Raw genomic sequence first — 17479 nt, 5'->3', positions numbered from 1 at the left:
CCGCCAGGCCGCACTAAGGCGCTTCGAGGTTGCCCAGCAGGATCGAGGTCATGTCGGTAGCAATCAAGCCATCCACAGCCACTACATTGGCCCCGGTATCATAAGAAACATCGGTGCGCGTGATCCCTGAAAGGTCCGCGTCACTGTCGATGAAAACCCATCCCGGGCGAACGGCTGTCGGCTGTCCGACTGCTACTTGCAGAATCGACAATGCATCGAGCGCATTCACCGAACCATCCCGGTTGAAATCTGCCGCTATCAAATTCTTAGGCGAGGCCGGTCCCCATGTCGGGTCCAGTCCGACCGAAATTCGCAAAACCTGCAGCGCGTCCAATGCGTTGATGTCCTTGCTCGCAGTGGAATAGGTCTTGATGACGTCAAACTCGCCCTCGAAAGTGCCAGACGGTAAATTCAAATCGAACCGCCCATTGCTGTCTGCACGAGCACTGATTGTGGCTCCGCCATTTGGGGTGAAGCTGATTTCAGCGTCACTGAGGCTGGGGTTGGCGGTCTCTGAATTGATTGAGACATCCCCCAAAACCCCATCGGAACTGCCCGGATCGAGCCCCCCGAAATCGCCAAAATCGACAGGAATGTGATCGGGGCCGCCAAAACCCGCGCCAAACACCTGAGCACTGGTCAGCAGACCACCAGTGGCGGAAATCACGTTTATCGTCTCGTTGAGGTACTCAATCCGGGCTCCCTGCGCCGTCGCGGTAAAGGTCAACTGTCCAGGCGTTCTGAGCAGCGGATAATCGAACATGTCCAACCGGTCGATACCAGCCTGAAAGTCCGTGATCGTGGTGGTTTCCGCTCCGTATTGCATGACAAAGATGTCGGCACCGGACCCGCCCGTCATTGTGGTCGCGGCCGAACCCGCAATCAATATGTCATCCCCTGCCCCACCAATAAGGGTCGTCGGAAGGATATTGCCGCTGAGCATATCGTTACCGACGGTCCCGTTAACGGTTCCCAGGCCACTACGCACGACGCCCAGACCCGCGACATCCACCGTAAGTTGGGTCAGCCCCGCATCCTGTTGCGACGCGACCAGAATCTGCAGCTCATCACCAACCTCAGCGACGCTGAACGACGCCACATTCTGCAAACCGCTTTGGAGCGTATCGGCAAAACTGTCCAAATGCACCAATTGTCCGCCGGGCGTCATGACGAACAAGGTTATTCCATCATCGCCACCGCCCGAGACAACAAACACATGCCCATTGACCTCAACCACTGAAAGATCCTGAACCGACTCGAACCGTGTGTGCAGCGAATCCAGGACATGATTGGTTGGGATTAGACGGCCATCGGCGGCCAATTCCATCACACTGAGAGAGTTGCTTTCAGCCCCCGCGACCACCACCCAGGACTTGCCATATGCCTGTATCACTTCGACCGCCGTGGGCGCAGCAATTCCCAAAGTCGTCAGGACCTCGCTGTTGTCTACCACTGCTATGGCTGCTGTTCCCCCATCAACCCTGTAGGTCGAGACAGTGTTGCTGGCCTCGTCGGCCGCAATAACAAAGTTGTCTGCGCCAATGCTCAATGACTGCATCGAATCAGATCGTGCCACGATCACGCCCGAGGACGTCAACGTGCCGTCCCCATTCACGGTATAGGTGACAATCCGCCCGGTATCTTCATGCGCCATCATCAGCAGATCGCCGGACCCGGTCGACAGTTTCACCAGGGCCGAAATGTCACCGCCGCCAGTCAATGTCCCGGTTTCCCGCAAGGATCCAACGGTCCCATCCGCGTTCAAATCATATCCCACAAGCCCATTTGCAGTGTCGATATCCAAAACGAGCTGATTACCGCCACCAAATGAAACCGGTGTTCCGGTGCTGCCCACCTGAAACGTGATCGAACCACTGAAATATTCGGTATCGACCAGTTGCGGCACAGCGCCATCAACAAGCTTCCAGACCGCAACACCGCCGCCGGGGCCGGTCAAACTGTACAGATACGTGGCCCCGTTAAGCGTTTTTAAAGCCGTATCACGGATACCTGAATCGAGCGCTGCGCTCCCTGTTGCAACCACGCTTTCGAACTGAAGCATCATACTACATCACCCCACGCCAAACTTGGCAATGACTGCAGGATGATCCGATGCCCGGCCCGATACCAAAGCGGAATTGTGGTGAAAACGAGGAGTTCGGTTTCAGTTTAACACAATTTTTCCTGGTCCGACCGCATGAGTCACAAACGCGAAAGACTGATGAACAAAACCTGGCCCATCCAGGCGGACACAGACATCACATGTGAGGGTAAGATGACCAAAGAACATGATCCCAAGGCCAAAACTGCAGACCCCGGATCAGACAATGGTCGCAAGGACCACATTCGCCGGTGGATTGATGGCAAGATGCGACGCTGGATTGGACGCGGTATCGCTGGGGGGCTTGGCTCGACTCTCATGGCGCTACCCGCCTTGGCGCAGGCAACGATAGAAGAGCTTTATGCCTATCAGTTTGCAGAAACGATTCCCGGCGTTCAGTCAGTGAAGCTCCTGAAAAACGGGGATGTTCTGCTGAAGATGATAGATGGCAGTACAATGATTGTCGCTGCGGAAAACGTTCAGGTTCTGGACAGTGGCGCGATCATGATCGCCGAAAATACCGTGAGTGAAATTGCGCAATTCAGTCTGGCTGCCGAAGCAGGTGGTGCCGCTGCGGCGGGCGGCGGCATCAGTGGCGTAGGCGCTGCATTGGGCGGATTGGGCCTGGCGGGGGCCGCCGCTGCGGGGGCCGGCGGCGGCGGCGGTGGAGACGATGGTGATTTTCAACCCACGCCGCCTGCACCGCCTCAGGTTTTGAACCTCGCACAAGCACAATCCACAGCGCTCAGCAGTACAGAGGCGAATATCAGGGTTCCGGATGGAACCGAAACAGTGGAACTTAGGATCGGGTCTTTGGTCAAGTCCGTGCCACTCAATCCCGATGGAAGTTGGAGCATTTCGCTGACAGCTGTTGAAGCGGCCAGTCTGCCACAAGGCGTTCAGAACGTCACGGTTCGTCACTTGGACAGCGGCGGGCGAGAACTTTCGGTAGAGACCGTATCTTACAACATCGATACAGTACCCCCTACTCTGACAATTGCCGGATTGTCGGACGGTTCGGTCATAAATGCGGCGGAAAGCGCAACGGATCTGACCGTCTCCGGGACGACAAACGCGGAAAACGGTCAGACCGTGACGGTTATTCTGAACGGCGGAACATACTCTGGCACTGTAACTGACGGTCAATGGGCCGTCACTGTTCCTGCCAGCGATCTTGCCGCGTTGCCGGATGGCGAAACCATCGTGTTGACCGCAGATGTTTCAGATATGGCGGGGAACCCGGCAGCACAGATCAGTGACAGCATTGAGACAGACTTTACGGCACCGACCGTTACCTTGGATCCTCTCCCCGTCGACAAAATCGAATTGGTGGACGTTCAGAACGATATGGAGCTGAGCGGATCGACAACAGCAGATGATGGCCAGGCAGTATTTGTCGAATTCGGGGGGCAGACCTATTCGACAACCGCCTCTGACGGTAGTTGGAGCGTCACTATTCCATCCGCTGATCTTGCAAATCTGCCCTCTGGTACTCCTGTGTCGATAAAGGTCGTTGTCAGCGATGAAGCAGGAAACACTTCGGTTCCGGCAACGACCTCCGTTCCGGTAGATCTGGCTGGCCCTGCAATTTCCATATCGCCGCTATCAGTTGGATCCGCTGTGAACGCGGCTGAAGTCGGTTCGGATTTAACGGTTTCGGGAATTACCGGGAACGTAGAAGACGGCCAGCAAGTAACAGTCGTGCTGGACGGCCAGAGTTACACAGGCGCAGTATCCGGCAACAGCTGGTCGGTGACCATCCCAGCGGCCGACCTTGGAGCATTGGCAGACGGGGGCACATTCACCATCACCGCAGATGTATCCAATACGGACGGGCTCGCAGCCAACCAGGCGAATGCACCCGTATCCAAGGATGTCACCGCCCCAACCTTGACCATCGACGGATACTCTGATGGTGCCGTCCTGAATGCCGCTGAGCGTGATACAGACCTGACAATCACCGGATCAACTGATGCAGAGGACGGACAGACCGTAACCGTATCGTTAAACGGCCAGGATTATCCTGGTACCGTCTCTGGTGGCGTCTGGAGCGCGACTGTACCCGCGGCAGATTTGACGGCACTGTCCGATGGCGCAACAACCCCGGTGACTGCAGACGTGACAGATGCCGCCGGAAACCCAGCGCTGCAGGCAAGCGGCAGTTTTGACACTGATTTCTCGCCTCATTCCATCACCATCACCAATTTGTCCGACGGCCCGGTCATGAACTTGGCGGAACGCGGCACGGATCTGACGGTCTCAGGCACATCGGATGCCCCGGACGGCACCACCATCACCGTCGAAATCGTCAGGGCAGATGGCACTGTAGACCTGAGCAATACCACTACGGTCAGTGGCGGCACCTGGACGTTGGTTTCGCCGGCGGCCGGCTTAAATGCCCTGCAAGACGACGAAATTTACGGTGTGAATGCGACGGTTTCAGACACGGCCGGAAACAGCGCCAGCGCGAGTGATGGGTTTGGATCAGACTTCACAGCACCAACTGTGACGATCAACCCATTGGCTGTAGGATCAGTTTTGGACGTCTCCGAAAAGGGAAACGATCTGTCCATTTCCGGGGCGACATCGGCGGAAGAAGGGCAAATAGTCACCGTCATGCTGGATGGCCAATCATATACCGGTGTCGCTACTGGTGGCACTTGGTCGGTCATTGTACCTGCGGCGGATCTGTCCGAATTGGCGGACAGTACAAATTTCCCCATTTCTGCAACGGTCAGTGATCAGGCCGGCAATAGCGCCAGTCCGGCGACCACAACGCTCGCTACGGATTTCCGGCCGCTGTTAGACCTGAATTCTATAGGGGCGAACAACTCAATCTCACTCGGCGACGCGCAGAGTTCTGGCGTTGTTGTATCTGGAACATCCGTTGGCCTCGGCGTTGGCCAAGCGGTGAACGTAACACTCAATAGTAACTCTGTCGGCACCGCTACTGTCGCAGCTGATGGCACCTGGTCGCTTGCAGTTCCGGCGTCGGATTTCACAGGTATTTCAGCAGGTGATGACCTGAACTTTCAGGCGCATGCCACGGTTTCCGGCGGCCCTGATCCTTTACCGGCAACCGGTGAGACGACGGCGCATGTACCGGGCGCATATGTCATTGCAGAAGCGGGTCGGAGCGGTTCAACTATCACGTACCAAATCTTCGCAGACGTTGACCGCGACGTTTCCAGCGGGCTAGCGATGACGATCGAGTTGGGATTTGATCCGTCCGTTGTGACCTTCGACGCAGGATCCGATGTTGGGAACGGGGCTTTCGGTCTGTATCTGTCCAACCCAGTTGGGGGCTCCGTGGTCAACTTTGCAGGTGTTGCGACCAGCTTTACGGATCTGAACCAACCTCTGGTAACATTCAATATGACCGTTCAGGACCCCCGGAAACCGGTTGAACTGTCGCTTACCACCCCGGATGGGGGTCCAACGACCGTCATAATCGGCACTGATGGAAATGACACTTTGGTCGCCAGCGATGTTGACAGCTTTGTTCGTGGTCATGGCGGTGACGACGCCATCAATGTCTCGGACGCGGGTCGCAACGTTGTTGTGTTCGAAGCCGCCCCTGCGGCCAACGGGGTGGACACGATCACCGGCTTTTCACTCGGCGCGGCAGCGGATGTGTCAGATGCGTTGATGTTCAGTGGCCTCGATCACTCTACTTTGCGCGGCGATGGCACGGACGTTGAGACATTAAATGTAGGCGGCACGGTCGGTGCCAACATAGGCGTCATCGGCTTGACCACAGCTCTGGCCGACCTGTCGATCAATACCATCGAAACTGCCGTCGAAAGTTTGACCGGGCTTCAGGCCGGTGACGAGATCTACGTACTCGCGACAGATGGAGACGACAGCGTTCTGGTCAGGGTCGACTATTCATCCCCGACTGCAGCCACCGTTGAAACCATGGCGCATTTTTCGGGGTTGGACGACCTTAGCGGATTGAGCGCGGACAATATCCTGATCGCCGACCCGACCGGAGCAACGGCTTGATCAAAACACGGACTGCCGGCTTTTCAATCGGCAGCCACTCCATACACCAAAGGATCAAACATGGCAGAGAACGGCCTGTTTCCAGTCACATATGAGCGGCACAGTGGCAAATATTGGAAGCGTTTTTCATCTTACCACTTTGCGGAAACCCAGCAGGCTTGCTCGATTGTCGAGAAAGAAATTCTGTTCGTCGCGGCCACGTACCCGGTATTGTTTCGCGAATCCGAGGGGGAAATAGAACCTGTAGCGCTTTTGTCATTTAACACGGACGCGCCAACCCCTTTTGTGTCCGACGAAGGCCGATGGTTGGCCACCTACATTCCGTCCGCGTTACGGTGCCCGCCCTTTCAAGCGGGTTTGCCGAGTAAAACGGATTGTGAGCCACAACTTCAGGTCGATGAATCTTCTGGCCTGGTCACTGACACTCCGGAGGACGAACCGTTCTTTACCGACGCTGGTGAGTTGACCGCTGAACTTTTAAACGTCCTCAGGTTTATCCAAGCACGAGAGGCTTCGGCAAAGGACATTCGGTCCGTGTGTAAAGTCATTCAAGAGATGGGTCTTTTTGAAAAAATGACCAGCTACGAAAACGTCGCCTTGCCGACGGGGTACCTGGTCCTGGATGTCCGACGCCTGAAGGCTCTTTCGCAGACAGAGAAGCTTGCGTTGTTTGATGTCGGTGCAATTCAATTGCTGCACGCCCACCAAGTATCACTATCACACATTTCTTGGCTGTCGCAGGCACAGGAGCAGCTGGCAAAGCCAAAACTTCAAAAGCAATACACCGAAAATTCAGACATTTCGCGTTTCCTTACCGCCATGGCACACGCGCATAATGACGAACTTTTAGTGACCGGTGAGGTGTGAATATGCCTCTGATCTGCTGCAACTCTGGCCTAAAGTATCTTGCCTGTCTGTGTATTCCTTTAATGGCGGCTTGCGCACCTCCGCCTGACCTTACGGGCGTAGAGGTTTCACTGTCAGCAGGTTCTGTTGGGGCTGGCGCGCAGCGGCCCCTTCCACGTCTGACGCAAAGCGAATTTGGTCAAAAGGTGCGGGCCGCTGTCGAAACGAACCCAAACCTCGCGCAAGGCGCGACACGGCTGGAAGTCGCTGGTGCCAATGAAAATGCGGCCAAGGGTGCTTTCCTTCCTCGCGTATCAATGGGAATCAATGCGCGATCACAGCGTGTGAATTCCGATATTGCAGACTTCACCCCGTATCTGCGCGTTTCGCAACTCGTCTATGACGGGGGCGCTGCGTCGGGCGAACTGGCTGCGGCTCAGGCTCGCGTCCTCGAAAACCGGGGCGGTCAGCTGCAAACCGCAGCGGCGTTGGCCCTCGCCGCGATCGAAGCGTATGTTGTGGTCCTTGATCGGCGCAAGATCCTGGAAATCTCATCCCAGAACGTTGAGGTGCACGCCGAGATCGTGCGCCAGATCACGGAACGCAGCACGCAGGGCGTGGGCTCAAATGCCGACGTTTTGACCGCACGCTCGCGTATGGCAGACGCGCGAACGCAGCTTGCCGATGCAGAAGCCCGGACAGACAGGGCCGAGGCACAATACCAGGAAGTCTTCGGACGCCCACCGGGGGCACTTACCGCTCCAGTCGCTGCGCCCAAATTGGCCAGAACGGATTCGCAAATCGTTTTGGACAGCCCACAAATACGACGTGCGAATGCCGCTTTGATCGCCGCAAAGGCCGAGCAGACCGCAGCCATTGCGCGGCGGCAGCCAGGTGTAGAGATCGCGGCTTTTGCTGATCGCGATGACAGCAATGATGCTAATTTCGGTGTCGACCTGTCCGTTAACTATGAACTGGACAGCACCGGTCAACGTAAGGCCGCCATAGCTGCAGCCCAAGCTCAGGTAAAAGAGGCCGAATTCGCCCGTGAGACGTTAATTCGAGAAATCCGCCGCGAGTTAGAGTTCATCCGGTCAGATCAGGACGCGGGAGCGGTTCGCCTGCAGGCGGCTCGTTTAGCTGCCCAGGCTAACGCCGAAAGCGTGGAAGCTGCGCGGGCTCAATTCACCATCGGCCGACGCAGCTTGGTCGAGATATTGGATGCCCAGCGAGACTATGTGAACGCGCAGCAAAGGCTGATTTTGGCGGAACAAAGCTTCTTCCTCACAAACTACGCCGCCCTCAGCCTGACCGGGGACATTCTGGATTACCTCGGTATTTCAATTGCAAACACAGGTGAAGATTCATGGCCGCGTTGAGACCTTTGACACCTAAACAAGAGCTTTCTCCGTTAGAAACCTGCCTGCTGCACGTCGCCGCGCATCTTGATCGCTCACTTACGGTCGGGGCACTTCACGCGGCGCAATCCGGCACAACAGGTCATTTGACCCAGCGAGATGCAATTGAGGCTGCCCGCCATGCCGGGTTGCAGGCGGGATTTGGGTCGCGCAGAATTGCGGATTTCGATGACACACTGGTCCCAGCAATTTTTCTGTTGGAGAACGACAAAGCAGTTGTGTTTCACGGGCGTACTAAGAGCGGCCTTCTTCTAATTTTCGACCCCGAGATGGGTGAGGGCGTCGGAGAGGTTGAAGAAAAAGTTATAGGAAATCGCTACACCGGTTACGCACTTTTGTTTCGGCGCAGCCACAACGAGGAAACACCTGGTCGAAACAAGACCGCATCCGGGCATTGGTTTTGGTCAGCCATGTTGGCAAACCGCTGGTCCTATGCGCAAGTGGTGCTTGCCGCGGCGGTAGCTAATTTCCTAGGTCTTTCCACATCCGTTTTCATCATGGTCGTCTATGACAGAGTTCTTCCGAATGAGGCGACGGAATCCCTTTTCGCACTGACCGCAGGGGTTGGTCTTGCCCTTTCCTTCGATTTCGCCCTCAAACTCTTGCGCGCTGGCTTTATTGATCGGGCCGGGCAAAAGGCCGACATGTTTATGGGGCGGCGCGTTTTTGACCAGGTTTTGAACATCAAAATGAAATCGCGGATCGGATCGACCGGTGCTATGGCCAGCACGATCCGCGAATTTGAAACTCTGCGCGAGTTTTTTACATCAGCAACTCTGGTCGCCCTCGTGGACCTGCCCTTCATCGCCCTTTTTATACTGGTCATTCACCTCGTTGGTGGACCTCTGGCGCTGATACCTGCCCTTGCCGTTCCGATTGTTTTGATTGCGGGCCTGGTAGTGCAACCAATGTTATCGCGTTTGGCCGAAAAAAGTTTTGCGGACGGTCAGTCAAAACAATCCGTACTGGTCGAGACGGTATCTGGTCTTGAAACCATCAAAACAACCGCAGCGGCAAAACAAATGCGGGCGCGATGGGAAGATGCTATCGAGCGGCAGTCCTCGCATGGGATCCGCAGCCGGACAGTTACCCAATTCGCATTGCACCTGACAGGATTCACGCAACAGGCGGCGCAAGTCCTGATTGTTTTCTTCGGCGTGTTCCTGATCACTGAAGGGCAGGCAAGTATGGGTGCGTTAATCGCGTCTGTAATGCTGACTGGACGCGCGCTGGCGCCATTGGGGCAGCTTGCCCAAACACTCACACGTGTGAACCAGGCGCGCAGCGCGTATCGAAATCTGAACGCTTTGATGCAGGCGGAAAATGAGCGGCCCGAAGGGCGCAACTGGATCAGTCGACCACATGTTGAAGGCCGCATCTCTTTTAAAGATGTGCATTTTGCCTATCCTGAACAGGCAGATGATGCCCTTTCTGGTGTCTCATTCGACATAGAGCCGGGTGAAAAAGTTGCCATTCTGGGCGCGATCGGATCTGGCAAAAGCACCATCGCGCGTCTGATGCTCGGTCTATTTGAGCCGAGGACCGGTTCGGTAATGCTGGATGGGGTCGATATCCGTCAGATTGACCCTGGCGACTTACGTCGCAATGTCGGTTCAGTTTTGCAGGACGTTTGGCTTTTTTCCGGCTCAATTCGCGAAAACATTGCCAGCGGCGCGATCGGGGCCAGGGATCAAGATTTGATCAGAGCCGGCCAGGTGGCCGGGGTTGAAGATTTTATCGCGCATTGCCCCAACGGCTATGACCAACAACTGGCAGAACGTGGCGAAGGAATATCGGGCGGCCAGCGTCAAGCCATCGCGCTTGCCCGCGCGTTGATTGGACGCCCACCAGTGTTGCTTTTGGATGAACCCACCAGTGCAATGGACGTGAAGACCGAAGCCGAAGTTATCAAGCGTCTGAAGCAAGAAACCATTGACGCCACAATGGTTATCGTCACACATCGGAGCAGCCTGCTTGATCTGGTCGACAGGGTCATTGTTATCGAACGTGGCCGGGTCGGCGCAGACGGTCCAAAAAGCATGCTGACCCAGCGCGCGCGCTCAACAGGGAGGCATCTGAATGTCGCGGCATCCTGACCTTGCCATGATGGCAAGAGAAATGCGGGGAAAATCTCCGTTGGGGGGGTCTCTCCTGTTGCTTGTTATCCTTGCCTGTCTCGTCTCCACCGGGCTTTGGGCCTATATGACGGAACTGGACGACGTGACCCGCGTGGACGGGCGGATTGTGCCGTCGGCAGACGTTCAACTAATCGAGGCGACAGAACCCGGAGTATTGCAATCCTTGCACGTCGCGGAAGGGTTGGTTGTCAACAAGGGAACACTGTTGATGGAGTTCGACACAACGCAAATCGACAGTCAGTTGAGCCAGGAACAACAGCGTGCATTTGGATTGATGGCTCGTGCCCAACGATTGCAGGCAGAGATTGACGGCACCCAGCTTACCTTCTCAGGAAAGCTGATCGAAGGCGCGCCAGAAGTCGTCAGATCCGAAACTGCTTTGTATCAGGGTCGTCAGGCGGAACTGGCTGCTGAAGTTGCCATTCTGGAGCGACAGCGTGAGCAGCGCCACCGCGAGTATGAGGAAGGATTGGTAGACCAGGTAACAGCCGAAGAGACGCTTGGGATCCTGGCTGAAGAACGCGCCATCATGACCCCCTTGGTGGAAAAACGGATGGAGCCTGCGACAACGCTTTTGTCGCTGCGCCGCAGTTCCGCCGAATGGGAGGGTCGCAAGGTCCGTGCAGTTGCAGTGACCAAAAGGTTGAAAACCGGATTGGAAGAAATCGATGATCGTATTCAAGCCGCGCATAGCAGGTTCCGGAGCGCAGCTCTAACCGACCTTGCCGTCTCAACAGCCGAACTCGCAGCACTTCGGCCGTCCTTGCCCGCCTTGCAAGACCGCGCGGATCGCGCTCAGATCAGATCACCGGTACGAGGAATCGTAAATCGCGTTCACCGGACAACGATTGGCGGTTTGGCACGCAGCGGCGAAGAGCTGATCGAGATTGTTCCACTAGACGATAGGCTTCTGGTCGAGGCCTATGTTCGCCCCGAAAATATCGCGTTTTTGCACGCAGGCCAGCCTGTTAAGGTAAAAATTACGGCCTATGACTTTGCGCGTTACGGCGCGCTGGATGGTGAGATCACCCGTATAGGCGCGAACACGGTGACAAGGCCGGAACGTAATGATGAAGAGGTATTCGTCATCGAAATCCAGACACGTCACGCTATTCTGGACGCAAGCGGCGTTGCCGTCGAGATCATACCCGGGATGATTGCCGAAGTGGATATCTTATCAGGCAAGAAAACAGTTATGGACTACCTTTTGAAACCCGTAATCAAGATCAAGGATCGCGCTCTGCGCGAATAATACAGCGCAGCGTCAAACGACAAACTGGTGCCCCAAGTATTAACGCGGCAGGACGTCGTTTAGACCATTGCTTACCATTCAACATCACCCAAAAATATATATCCGGCACCATAGATAGTCTTGATCAGGCGAGGGTTTTTGGGGTCTTCGCCCAGTTTGGTCCGCAACCTGGAAATTCTGACATCCATCGCACGATCGAAACTGTCGCCGGCAGCGCCACCCAGGGCATCCTGCATCTGAGTGCGGCTGATCAATCGCTTGGGACTTTCCAGAAACAGCCTCAGAACTTCTCCCTCTGCATGACTGAACGGGGTCTCGGCGCCGGATCCGTCTTCTAGGATGTAGCGATCAAAATAAGCTGTCCAACCGTTGAAACGCGCCACGTCAGACTGTGTGGTCTGCGCCTTGGGGGACCGCAACCGCGCCCGAATGCGCGCCACAACTTCGGCAGGGTCGAATGGCTTGGTAATATAGTCATCCGCCCCCAGCTCCAAACCGGTGACACGATCCTGAACCTGAGCACGACCGGATATGATAATGACCGAAGCCCCCTGCTCCAGCGCCAACCGATGGACCAGTGCCAACCCGTCCGTATCCGGCAATGACAAGTCAACCAGACATACGTCGGGCGTGACCCGTTTGAGCGACGCTTCGAATTCCCGCGCGCGCGCAAAACTCTGGGTGCGAAAGCCTGCTTCTTCAAGCGCGTCGGTCAGAATGCGCCGGATCTCGGGCTCATCATCGACGATGGTCACCAGCGGTTGGGTCATCAGGCAGCCTCGTCACGGATCAGGGCGGACAGTTGTGCCCGGGTAAAGGGTTTCCGCAACACCGGCGCACGTTTCAGCGCCTCGCGATACAACGGATCGGAATAAGGCAAGGATGTCATAAGGATACGGGGCAAGGCGGGCTCCAGTTTTGCCAAAAGATCCAAACCCGTCTCCTGCCCTTCAAGGCGAATATCGGACAGCACCAAAGCAATGTCTTTGACATCTTTTGCCAGGGCGATGGCTTCGTCACAAGACGTCGCCTCAATCACTGCAAACCCGATGTCGACCAACATATCGCGGAATTGACTGCGCAGATCGTTGCTGTCTTCGACCAACAGAACCAACCCCTCCTGTACAGGCGGCGCCGCACGGTAAGGCAATCGCAAAATGACCGACGCACCTGACGGGGTGTTGCGCAGACTCAGGTCGCCCCCGGCCAGCTTGACGGTGTCGTAGACCATCGGCAGACCAAGGCCCGACCCTTTGTCGCCTTTGGTTGTGAAAAATGGGTTCAGCGCCTTATCCAACGCATCTTTCGAAAACCCGGGGCCCGTGTCTGACACTGCTATTTCCGTCCAGATCTCACCGATTGTGTGGGCGCTGATTGTAATCTGACCAGTTTCACCACAAGCATCGCGCGCATTCAAAACCAGGTTCAGCAAGGCGTCCTGAACCATCCCAGGATCCAGCATAAGGGCATTGTCCGGCAACGCATTGACCACCGACAAGCCAACCCCGCGCGGTAAGGATGGAGAGGCCAGAATCCGCAAATCCTCGAGCAACCCGCGCATGTCCGTCGCTTTGGGTTGAGGTGTCCTGTTGCCCGTCATGTCGGCGATCCGGTTCAGCAATTGTCCGCCCCTGCGCGCTGTCTGCTTGGTCGCGTCGATCAACTCACGGGCGTCTTCCGGCAAATCCATCTTTTCCAATCGGGACTGCATGCCCAGGATAATAGTCAACAGGTTCGAGAAGTCATGTGCCAACCCACTTGTCATCTGTGCGGCCATCGCGCGGCGACGGGTTTGTTGCAGCGCGACACGCGCCTGCGTTTCCTCGGTGATGTCGACGGACATGATGTAAACACCACCTTCGCCATCAGGTGTGAAGGATACGCGAATGCGCCTGGAATCCTGATCTTCGGTAAATTCAAAAACAGAGGTTTCCCCGGCATAGGCCTTTTTCAGATGCGTCTGGACGCGTGTAAAAGCGGCAGATCCCAACGCCTGAGAAATATGCATACCCAAAATCTCGGACGGGCGACCTGGCATGACCGAGTTTAGCCGCCGGTTGGAGTAATCGTAACGGCCGTCAGCATCCAGATGTGCAATATGGGCCGGCATCATCTCGGTCGTCATACGGGTGCGCGCTTCGATCTCGGTTAATTGACGCTTGGCTTCTTCCAGCGCCGAATTTGTTGCCGCCAGTTTTCTGTTCGTTGCTGACAGTTCTTCAGCCCGGTCGAGCAACTGACCAGAAAGCTCCTCGGAGCGGGCACGCAACAGGGCCTCAGCCTGTTTGGTATTGGTGATGTCTGTGTAGACCGCCACCCATCCGCCTTTGGGCAGAGGGGCCCCTTCGACCGATATGACCTGGCCATTGGCCCGAACACGTTCAATATAGTGAGATTCGAAGGTCAGAGCTTGATTGACACGCAGATCGACAGCCGCTTCGACATCATCGACATCGCCGTATTCGCCACTGGATGCGAGGTGTCGAATTGTGTCACTGAACAACGCACCAGGCTGGACAAGATGGTCCGGCAAATCGAACATCGTCTGAAACGGTCGATTGCTGACAACCAGCCGAAGCTGGCTGTCATAGATCGACAGGGCCTGGCCGATCAGGTTCAGACCAGCCGTCGTCATGGATTTTATCTGTTGCTCGGTTATTTCCAAATCCATCCTCCCCGCGACACATGCGTAACACCGGATCTATTGCAGGTGTAGAGGGCAACAGCGCGACAGGTTGGAAAAACGGGTCGCACATATTTTGCGTTCAATACCTGGATTTGGTCTTGGGACCATCCGCCGTAATGGAATCCAGGGACAGCGTATGATCCATATTTTGCATCCGATGGCGCAACATTTGTCTGGATAGGCGCATCAAGACCGACATACATTCGGGATCATCTGCTTTGTTTCGCAATTCTCCACCATCCTGCTGATCAAACAGCATGGGCGGAAGGTCTGCGGCGAATTCGACCAGAGTGAAACGATCATCCCTCAGGATGCCAAGGCACGAGTCGCTGTTGCCCGTCCCCAAAACCTGCTGCCAGATCGTAGGTTGCTCTGGTTCGGCAAAATCCAACTCGCTGAAGGAATTGCTGCGCCAATCGTCAGGGATTTGCCCTTGCATCAGCGGCAGCAACGATCGACCGTCCATGGAATTTGGGATCGGCTGGCCGATCCAATCCAAAATAGTCGGCGTAATGTCGATAGATTCCGTCGGTACCGAGATCACCGACCCGGCATGCGATTGATTGTTGGGGTCCCTAATCATCAATGGCGTTTTATAGGCGGCGTCAAAGACCGCCATCTTGCCCCAGCTGTGTCGGTCGCCCAGCATCTCTCCGTGGTCCGCAGTAATGACAACCATCGTGTTGTCGTATTGGCCACTATCCTTCAGGAATTGGACGACACGCCCGATGTGATGGTCAACCTCGGTTGCGAGACCCAGATAAACCGCGCGCAGCGTTTGGATGTTTTCAAGCGTCGGCTCAACCCCTTCAAAGCCCAAAACAAAGTCACCGGCGGACGTATTGTCAATTGTCGGGCCAATAAACGGATGCATCGCCCGTTCATCCATCGGATCAGAGAACCCTGCGGGCCGAGGCAGGGTCGCTGGGTCATACATATCGTTGTAGGGTGCCGGGGCGACCAATGGCGGGTGTGGTCGAATATAGGTCAGATGGGCAAACCAGTCTTGGCCAACATAAGGCGCCATACTGTTCAAGAACACGTCCGTCAGAAAGGCTGTATCACTGTCTTCAGCCCGGTACATCGCCGGGTCATTCAACCGGGGTTCACCCCCATCCGGCGCGACCGGCTTGTGAACATCCCAGTAATCCTCGAACGCATAGCCCTTTTGCATCAGATGTCCGCGCCAAGGATAGGATTCCTCCAGCCGCATTTCGAGAACCTCATGAAACCCAGCCATTGGGTGTTCATAGGATTTCAGGATCGGATCGTTATGGTCATGTACCCGAGGGTCGGCAGATGTATCCGTGTATCCAAACAGCATGGGCAGATAACCGGCTTTGCGCATTTCGGTCGCGATGTTCGGGGTATCATGCCGCAACGGGGTTCCATTGCGAACCGACCGGTGGTTCATCGCATATTGCCCGGTGAGGATTGACACACGCGATGGACCACAGGGGTTGGTCACCGAAAAATGCCGGTCAAACGTCACCGCCTCGTCCATGAATGCACGCAGGTTTGGCAGATCGACATGGGCCGCTAAAGCGCCGTTCAGACAGTCGGCGCGCAACTGATCTATGATGATGAACAAAACATTCTTAGCGTGCCGCATTTCGCTCTCCCTGATTCCACGTCAGTGGCGCCATAGCGAACTCTGTCTTGGTTCGCAGAACCCCGCAACACCTGAGTCACGACCCATCGGATTTTCGCCCGGCGCGCCCATGCAACAGAAGCAACAGATTTATTTGAAATGATCTTGCGCCGGTCGGCCCAGTTGAGCGCAAAACCAACCACAACCACGACCTTCGTGTCTGGAGATGTCACTTAGACGCTATTGAGCGCCAATAAATACAACACAGTTCGCAAAAATCCGTTGCAGGTCAATGTCCTTTGCCATCACATACGCTCATGACGCAGCCAGTGATACAGTCGGACCGTGACGCCAACGGCGTTTACCTGCGGGTTTCGGGTGATCTGGTGACTCAATCCCTGGACATGGTCGAAAAGGCGTTTGAAGGGTTTCGAGCAGACAGTAACGAACTAACTGTCGATCTTTCGAAGGTCGGAGCACTGGATACCGGTGGCGCATGGCTGATTGCCGATGTTGCACGGCGCGCAAAGGCAAGTGGCGCGATCGTACATTATGAAGGGTTAAAGCCCGCCCATTCCGCTCTTTTAGAGACCGTGGCGGAAAACATTCCCGACGACCCCGGTGTGGCAACTGAAAAGCGCAGTTTTACCGACTGGGTCGCAAGTGTCGGGAAACGCACCGCCCAGGCCGGAAAAGACATGCTATCCCTGCTGGGCTTCCTGGGTCTGACGCTGCATCGCCTTGTCCGTACAATTCTAATGCCGCGCCGTCTGCGCAAAGCGGCCTTGGTCTCGCAAATGGAAGAGACCGGCCTCAAGGCCATCCCGATCGTTGCCCTTATGGGGTTCCTGATCGGCGTCGTACTGGCCTTTCAGGGCGCAACCCAGCTAAAGCAGTTCGGCGCCGAGATTTTCGTGGTCGAATTGATTTCGATCTCAGTTTTGCGTGAGCTCGGCATTTTGCTGACAGCGATAATCGTTGCGGGGCGTTCAGGATCGGCTTTTACCGCCTCGATTGGCTCGATGAAGGTTCAGGAAGAGATCGACGCAATGCGCACGTTGGGTTTGGACCCAATCGAGGTGTTGGTGATCCCGCGTGTTGTTGCCCTGTTGATCATGCTGCCGATCCTTGGTTTCATCGCCGACCTTGCCGCCCTTATCGGCGGCGGATTGATGAGTTGGATTGACCTGGGTGTTAGCCCGGGCATGTTCGTCACACGCCTGAAAGAGAACACCGGTATTTGGCAATTCGCCATTGGCATGATCAAGGCCCCCTTCTTTGCTTTGGTCATCGGCGTAATTGCTTGTTGGCAGGCCATGCAGGTCAAGGGGTCTGCCCAATCCGTCGGGCAACGAACCACGGCTTCGGTTGTGCAATCCATCTTTCTGGTGATCGCTTTGGATGCTTTGTTCTCGATCTTCTTTTCGGTGATGGAGGTCTGA

At 55.8% G+C, this 17479-nt stretch carries 10 protein-coding genes; 6 read left to right on the top strand and 4 right to left on the bottom strand.

Annotated features, from left to right (window positions below; genetic code table 11):
* Positions 1-13: 13 nt before the first annotated feature.
* The gene (locus AC2FIB_RS07465; protein ID WP_496841862.1) at positions 14-2065 is read right to left on the bottom strand and encodes a dockerin type I domain-containing protein; all 2052 of its coding nucleotides are present in this window, start codon (positions 2063-2065) and stop codon (positions 14-16) included.
* Between the two features lie 210 nt (positions 2066-2275).
* Here AC2FIB_RS07465 and AC2FIB_RS07460 point away from each other — a divergent pair, with 210 nt between their 5' ends.
* From AC2FIB_RS07460 to AC2FIB_RS07440, 5 genes are read left to right on the top strand one after another with little or no spacing between them, the layout of a single operon-like run.
* The gene (locus AC2FIB_RS07460) at positions 2276-6106 is read left to right on the top strand and encodes an Ig-like domain-containing protein (protein ID WP_496736022.1); all 3831 of its coding nucleotides are present in this window, start codon (positions 2276-2278) and stop codon (positions 6104-6106) included.
* A 60-nt stretch (positions 6107-6166) separates the two neighbouring features.
* Positions 6167-6973 (top strand): SapC family protein, encoded by an 807-nt coding sequence (locus AC2FIB_RS07455; protein WP_496736024.1) that lies wholly within the window; start codon positions 6167-6169, stop codon positions 6971-6973.
* Positions 6974-6975: 2 nt separating this feature from the next.
* Positions 6976-8331, top strand: a complete 1356-nt coding sequence (locus AC2FIB_RS07450) for a TolC family protein (protein ID WP_496736025.1) — start codon at positions 6976-6978, stop codon at positions 8329-8331.
* On the top strand, positions 8319-10466 hold the full coding sequence (locus tag AC2FIB_RS07445; RefSeq protein ID WP_496736027.1) for a type I secretion system permease/ATPase: 2148 nt from the start codon (positions 8319-8321) through the stop codon (positions 10464-10466). Before AC2FIB_RS07450 ends, AC2FIB_RS07445 begins: the two co-directional genes overlap by 13 nt.
* Positions 10450-11760 (top strand): HlyD family type I secretion periplasmic adaptor subunit, encoded by a 1311-nt coding sequence (locus AC2FIB_RS07440; RefSeq protein WP_496736029.1) that lies wholly within the window; start codon positions 10450-10452, stop codon positions 11758-11760. The genes AC2FIB_RS07445 and AC2FIB_RS07440 overlap by 17 nt, the downstream gene beginning before the upstream one ends.
* Positions 11761-11831: 71 nt before the next feature.
* On the opposite strand, the gene AC2FIB_RS07435 is transcribed toward AC2FIB_RS07440, so the two are convergent.
* The 3 genes from AC2FIB_RS07435 to AC2FIB_RS07425 all read right to left on the bottom strand — a co-directional run bounded on the left by AC2FIB_RS07435 (position 11832) and on the right by AC2FIB_RS07425 (position 16058).
* Positions 11832-12530, bottom strand: a complete 699-nt coding sequence (locus tag AC2FIB_RS07435; protein WP_058274613.1) for a response regulator transcription factor — start codon at positions 12528-12530, stop codon at positions 11832-11834.
* Positions 12530-14431, bottom strand: coding sequence for a PAS-domain containing protein (locus AC2FIB_RS07430; protein WP_496736030.1), 1902 nt, complete (start codon positions 14429-14431; stop codon positions 12530-12532). Before AC2FIB_RS07430 ends, AC2FIB_RS07435 begins: the two co-directional genes overlap by 1 nt.
* Positions 14432-14525: 94 nt before the next feature.
* Complete coding sequence (locus AC2FIB_RS07425; protein WP_496736032.1) at positions 14526-16058, bottom strand: sulfatase-like hydrolase/transferase; 1533 nt, start codon at positions 16056-16058, stop codon at positions 14526-14528.
* 296 nt (positions 16059-16354) lie between these two features.
* Here AC2FIB_RS07425 and AC2FIB_RS07420 point away from each other — a divergent pair, with 296 nt between their 5' ends.
* On the top strand, positions 16355-17479 hold the full coding sequence (locus AC2FIB_RS07420; RefSeq protein WP_496736034.1) for an MlaE family lipid ABC transporter permease subunit: 1125 nt from the start codon (positions 16355-16357) through the stop codon (positions 17477-17479).

Source organism: Ruegeria sp. YTSA072 (assembly GCF_059610285.1).
The sequence above is the reverse complement of the archived record's forward strand: the minus strand, read 5'-3'. Positions and strand labels throughout refer to the sequence as shown.

What these genes read in the sequence shown, in the direction of transcription:
- AC2FIB_RS07465 (WP_496841862.1), bottom strand. Translation starts at nt 2,065, where the DNA reads ATGATGCTTCAGTTCGAAAGCGTGGTTGCAACAGGGAGCGCAGCGCTC.
- AC2FIB_RS07460 (WP_496736022.1), top strand. Translation starts at nt 2,276, where the DNA reads ATGACCAAAGAACATGATCCCAAGGCCAAAACTGCAGACCCCGGATCA.
- AC2FIB_RS07455 (WP_496736024.1), top strand. Translation starts at nt 6,167, where the DNA reads ATGGCAGAGAACGGCCTGTTTCCAGTCACATATGAGCGGCACAGTGGC.
- AC2FIB_RS07450 (WP_496736025.1), top strand. Translation starts at nt 6,976, where the DNA reads ATGCCTCTGATCTGCTGCAACTCTGGCCTAAAGTATCTTGCCTGTCTG.
- AC2FIB_RS07445 (WP_496736027.1), top strand. Translation starts at nt 8,319, where the DNA reads ATGGCCGCGTTGAGACCTTTGACACCTAAACAAGAGCTTTCTCCGTTA.
- AC2FIB_RS07440 (WP_496736029.1), top strand. Translation starts at nt 10,450, where the DNA reads ATGTCGCGGCATCCTGACCTTGCCATGATGGCAAGAGAAATGCGGGGA.
- AC2FIB_RS07435 (WP_058274613.1), bottom strand. Translation starts at nt 12,530, where the DNA reads ATGACCCAACCGCTGGTGACCATCGTCGATGATGAGCCCGAGATCCGG.
- AC2FIB_RS07430 (WP_496736030.1), bottom strand. Translation starts at nt 14,431, where the DNA reads ATGGATTTGGAAATAACCGAGCAACAGATAAAATCCATGACGACGGCT.
- AC2FIB_RS07425 (WP_496736032.1), bottom strand. Translation starts at nt 16,058, where the DNA reads ATGCGGCACGCTAAGAATGTTTTGTTCATCATCATAGATCAGTTGCGC.
- AC2FIB_RS07420 (WP_496736034.1), top strand. Translation starts at nt 16,355, where the DNA reads ATGACGCAGCCAGTGATACAGTCGGACCGTGACGCCAACGGCGTTTAC.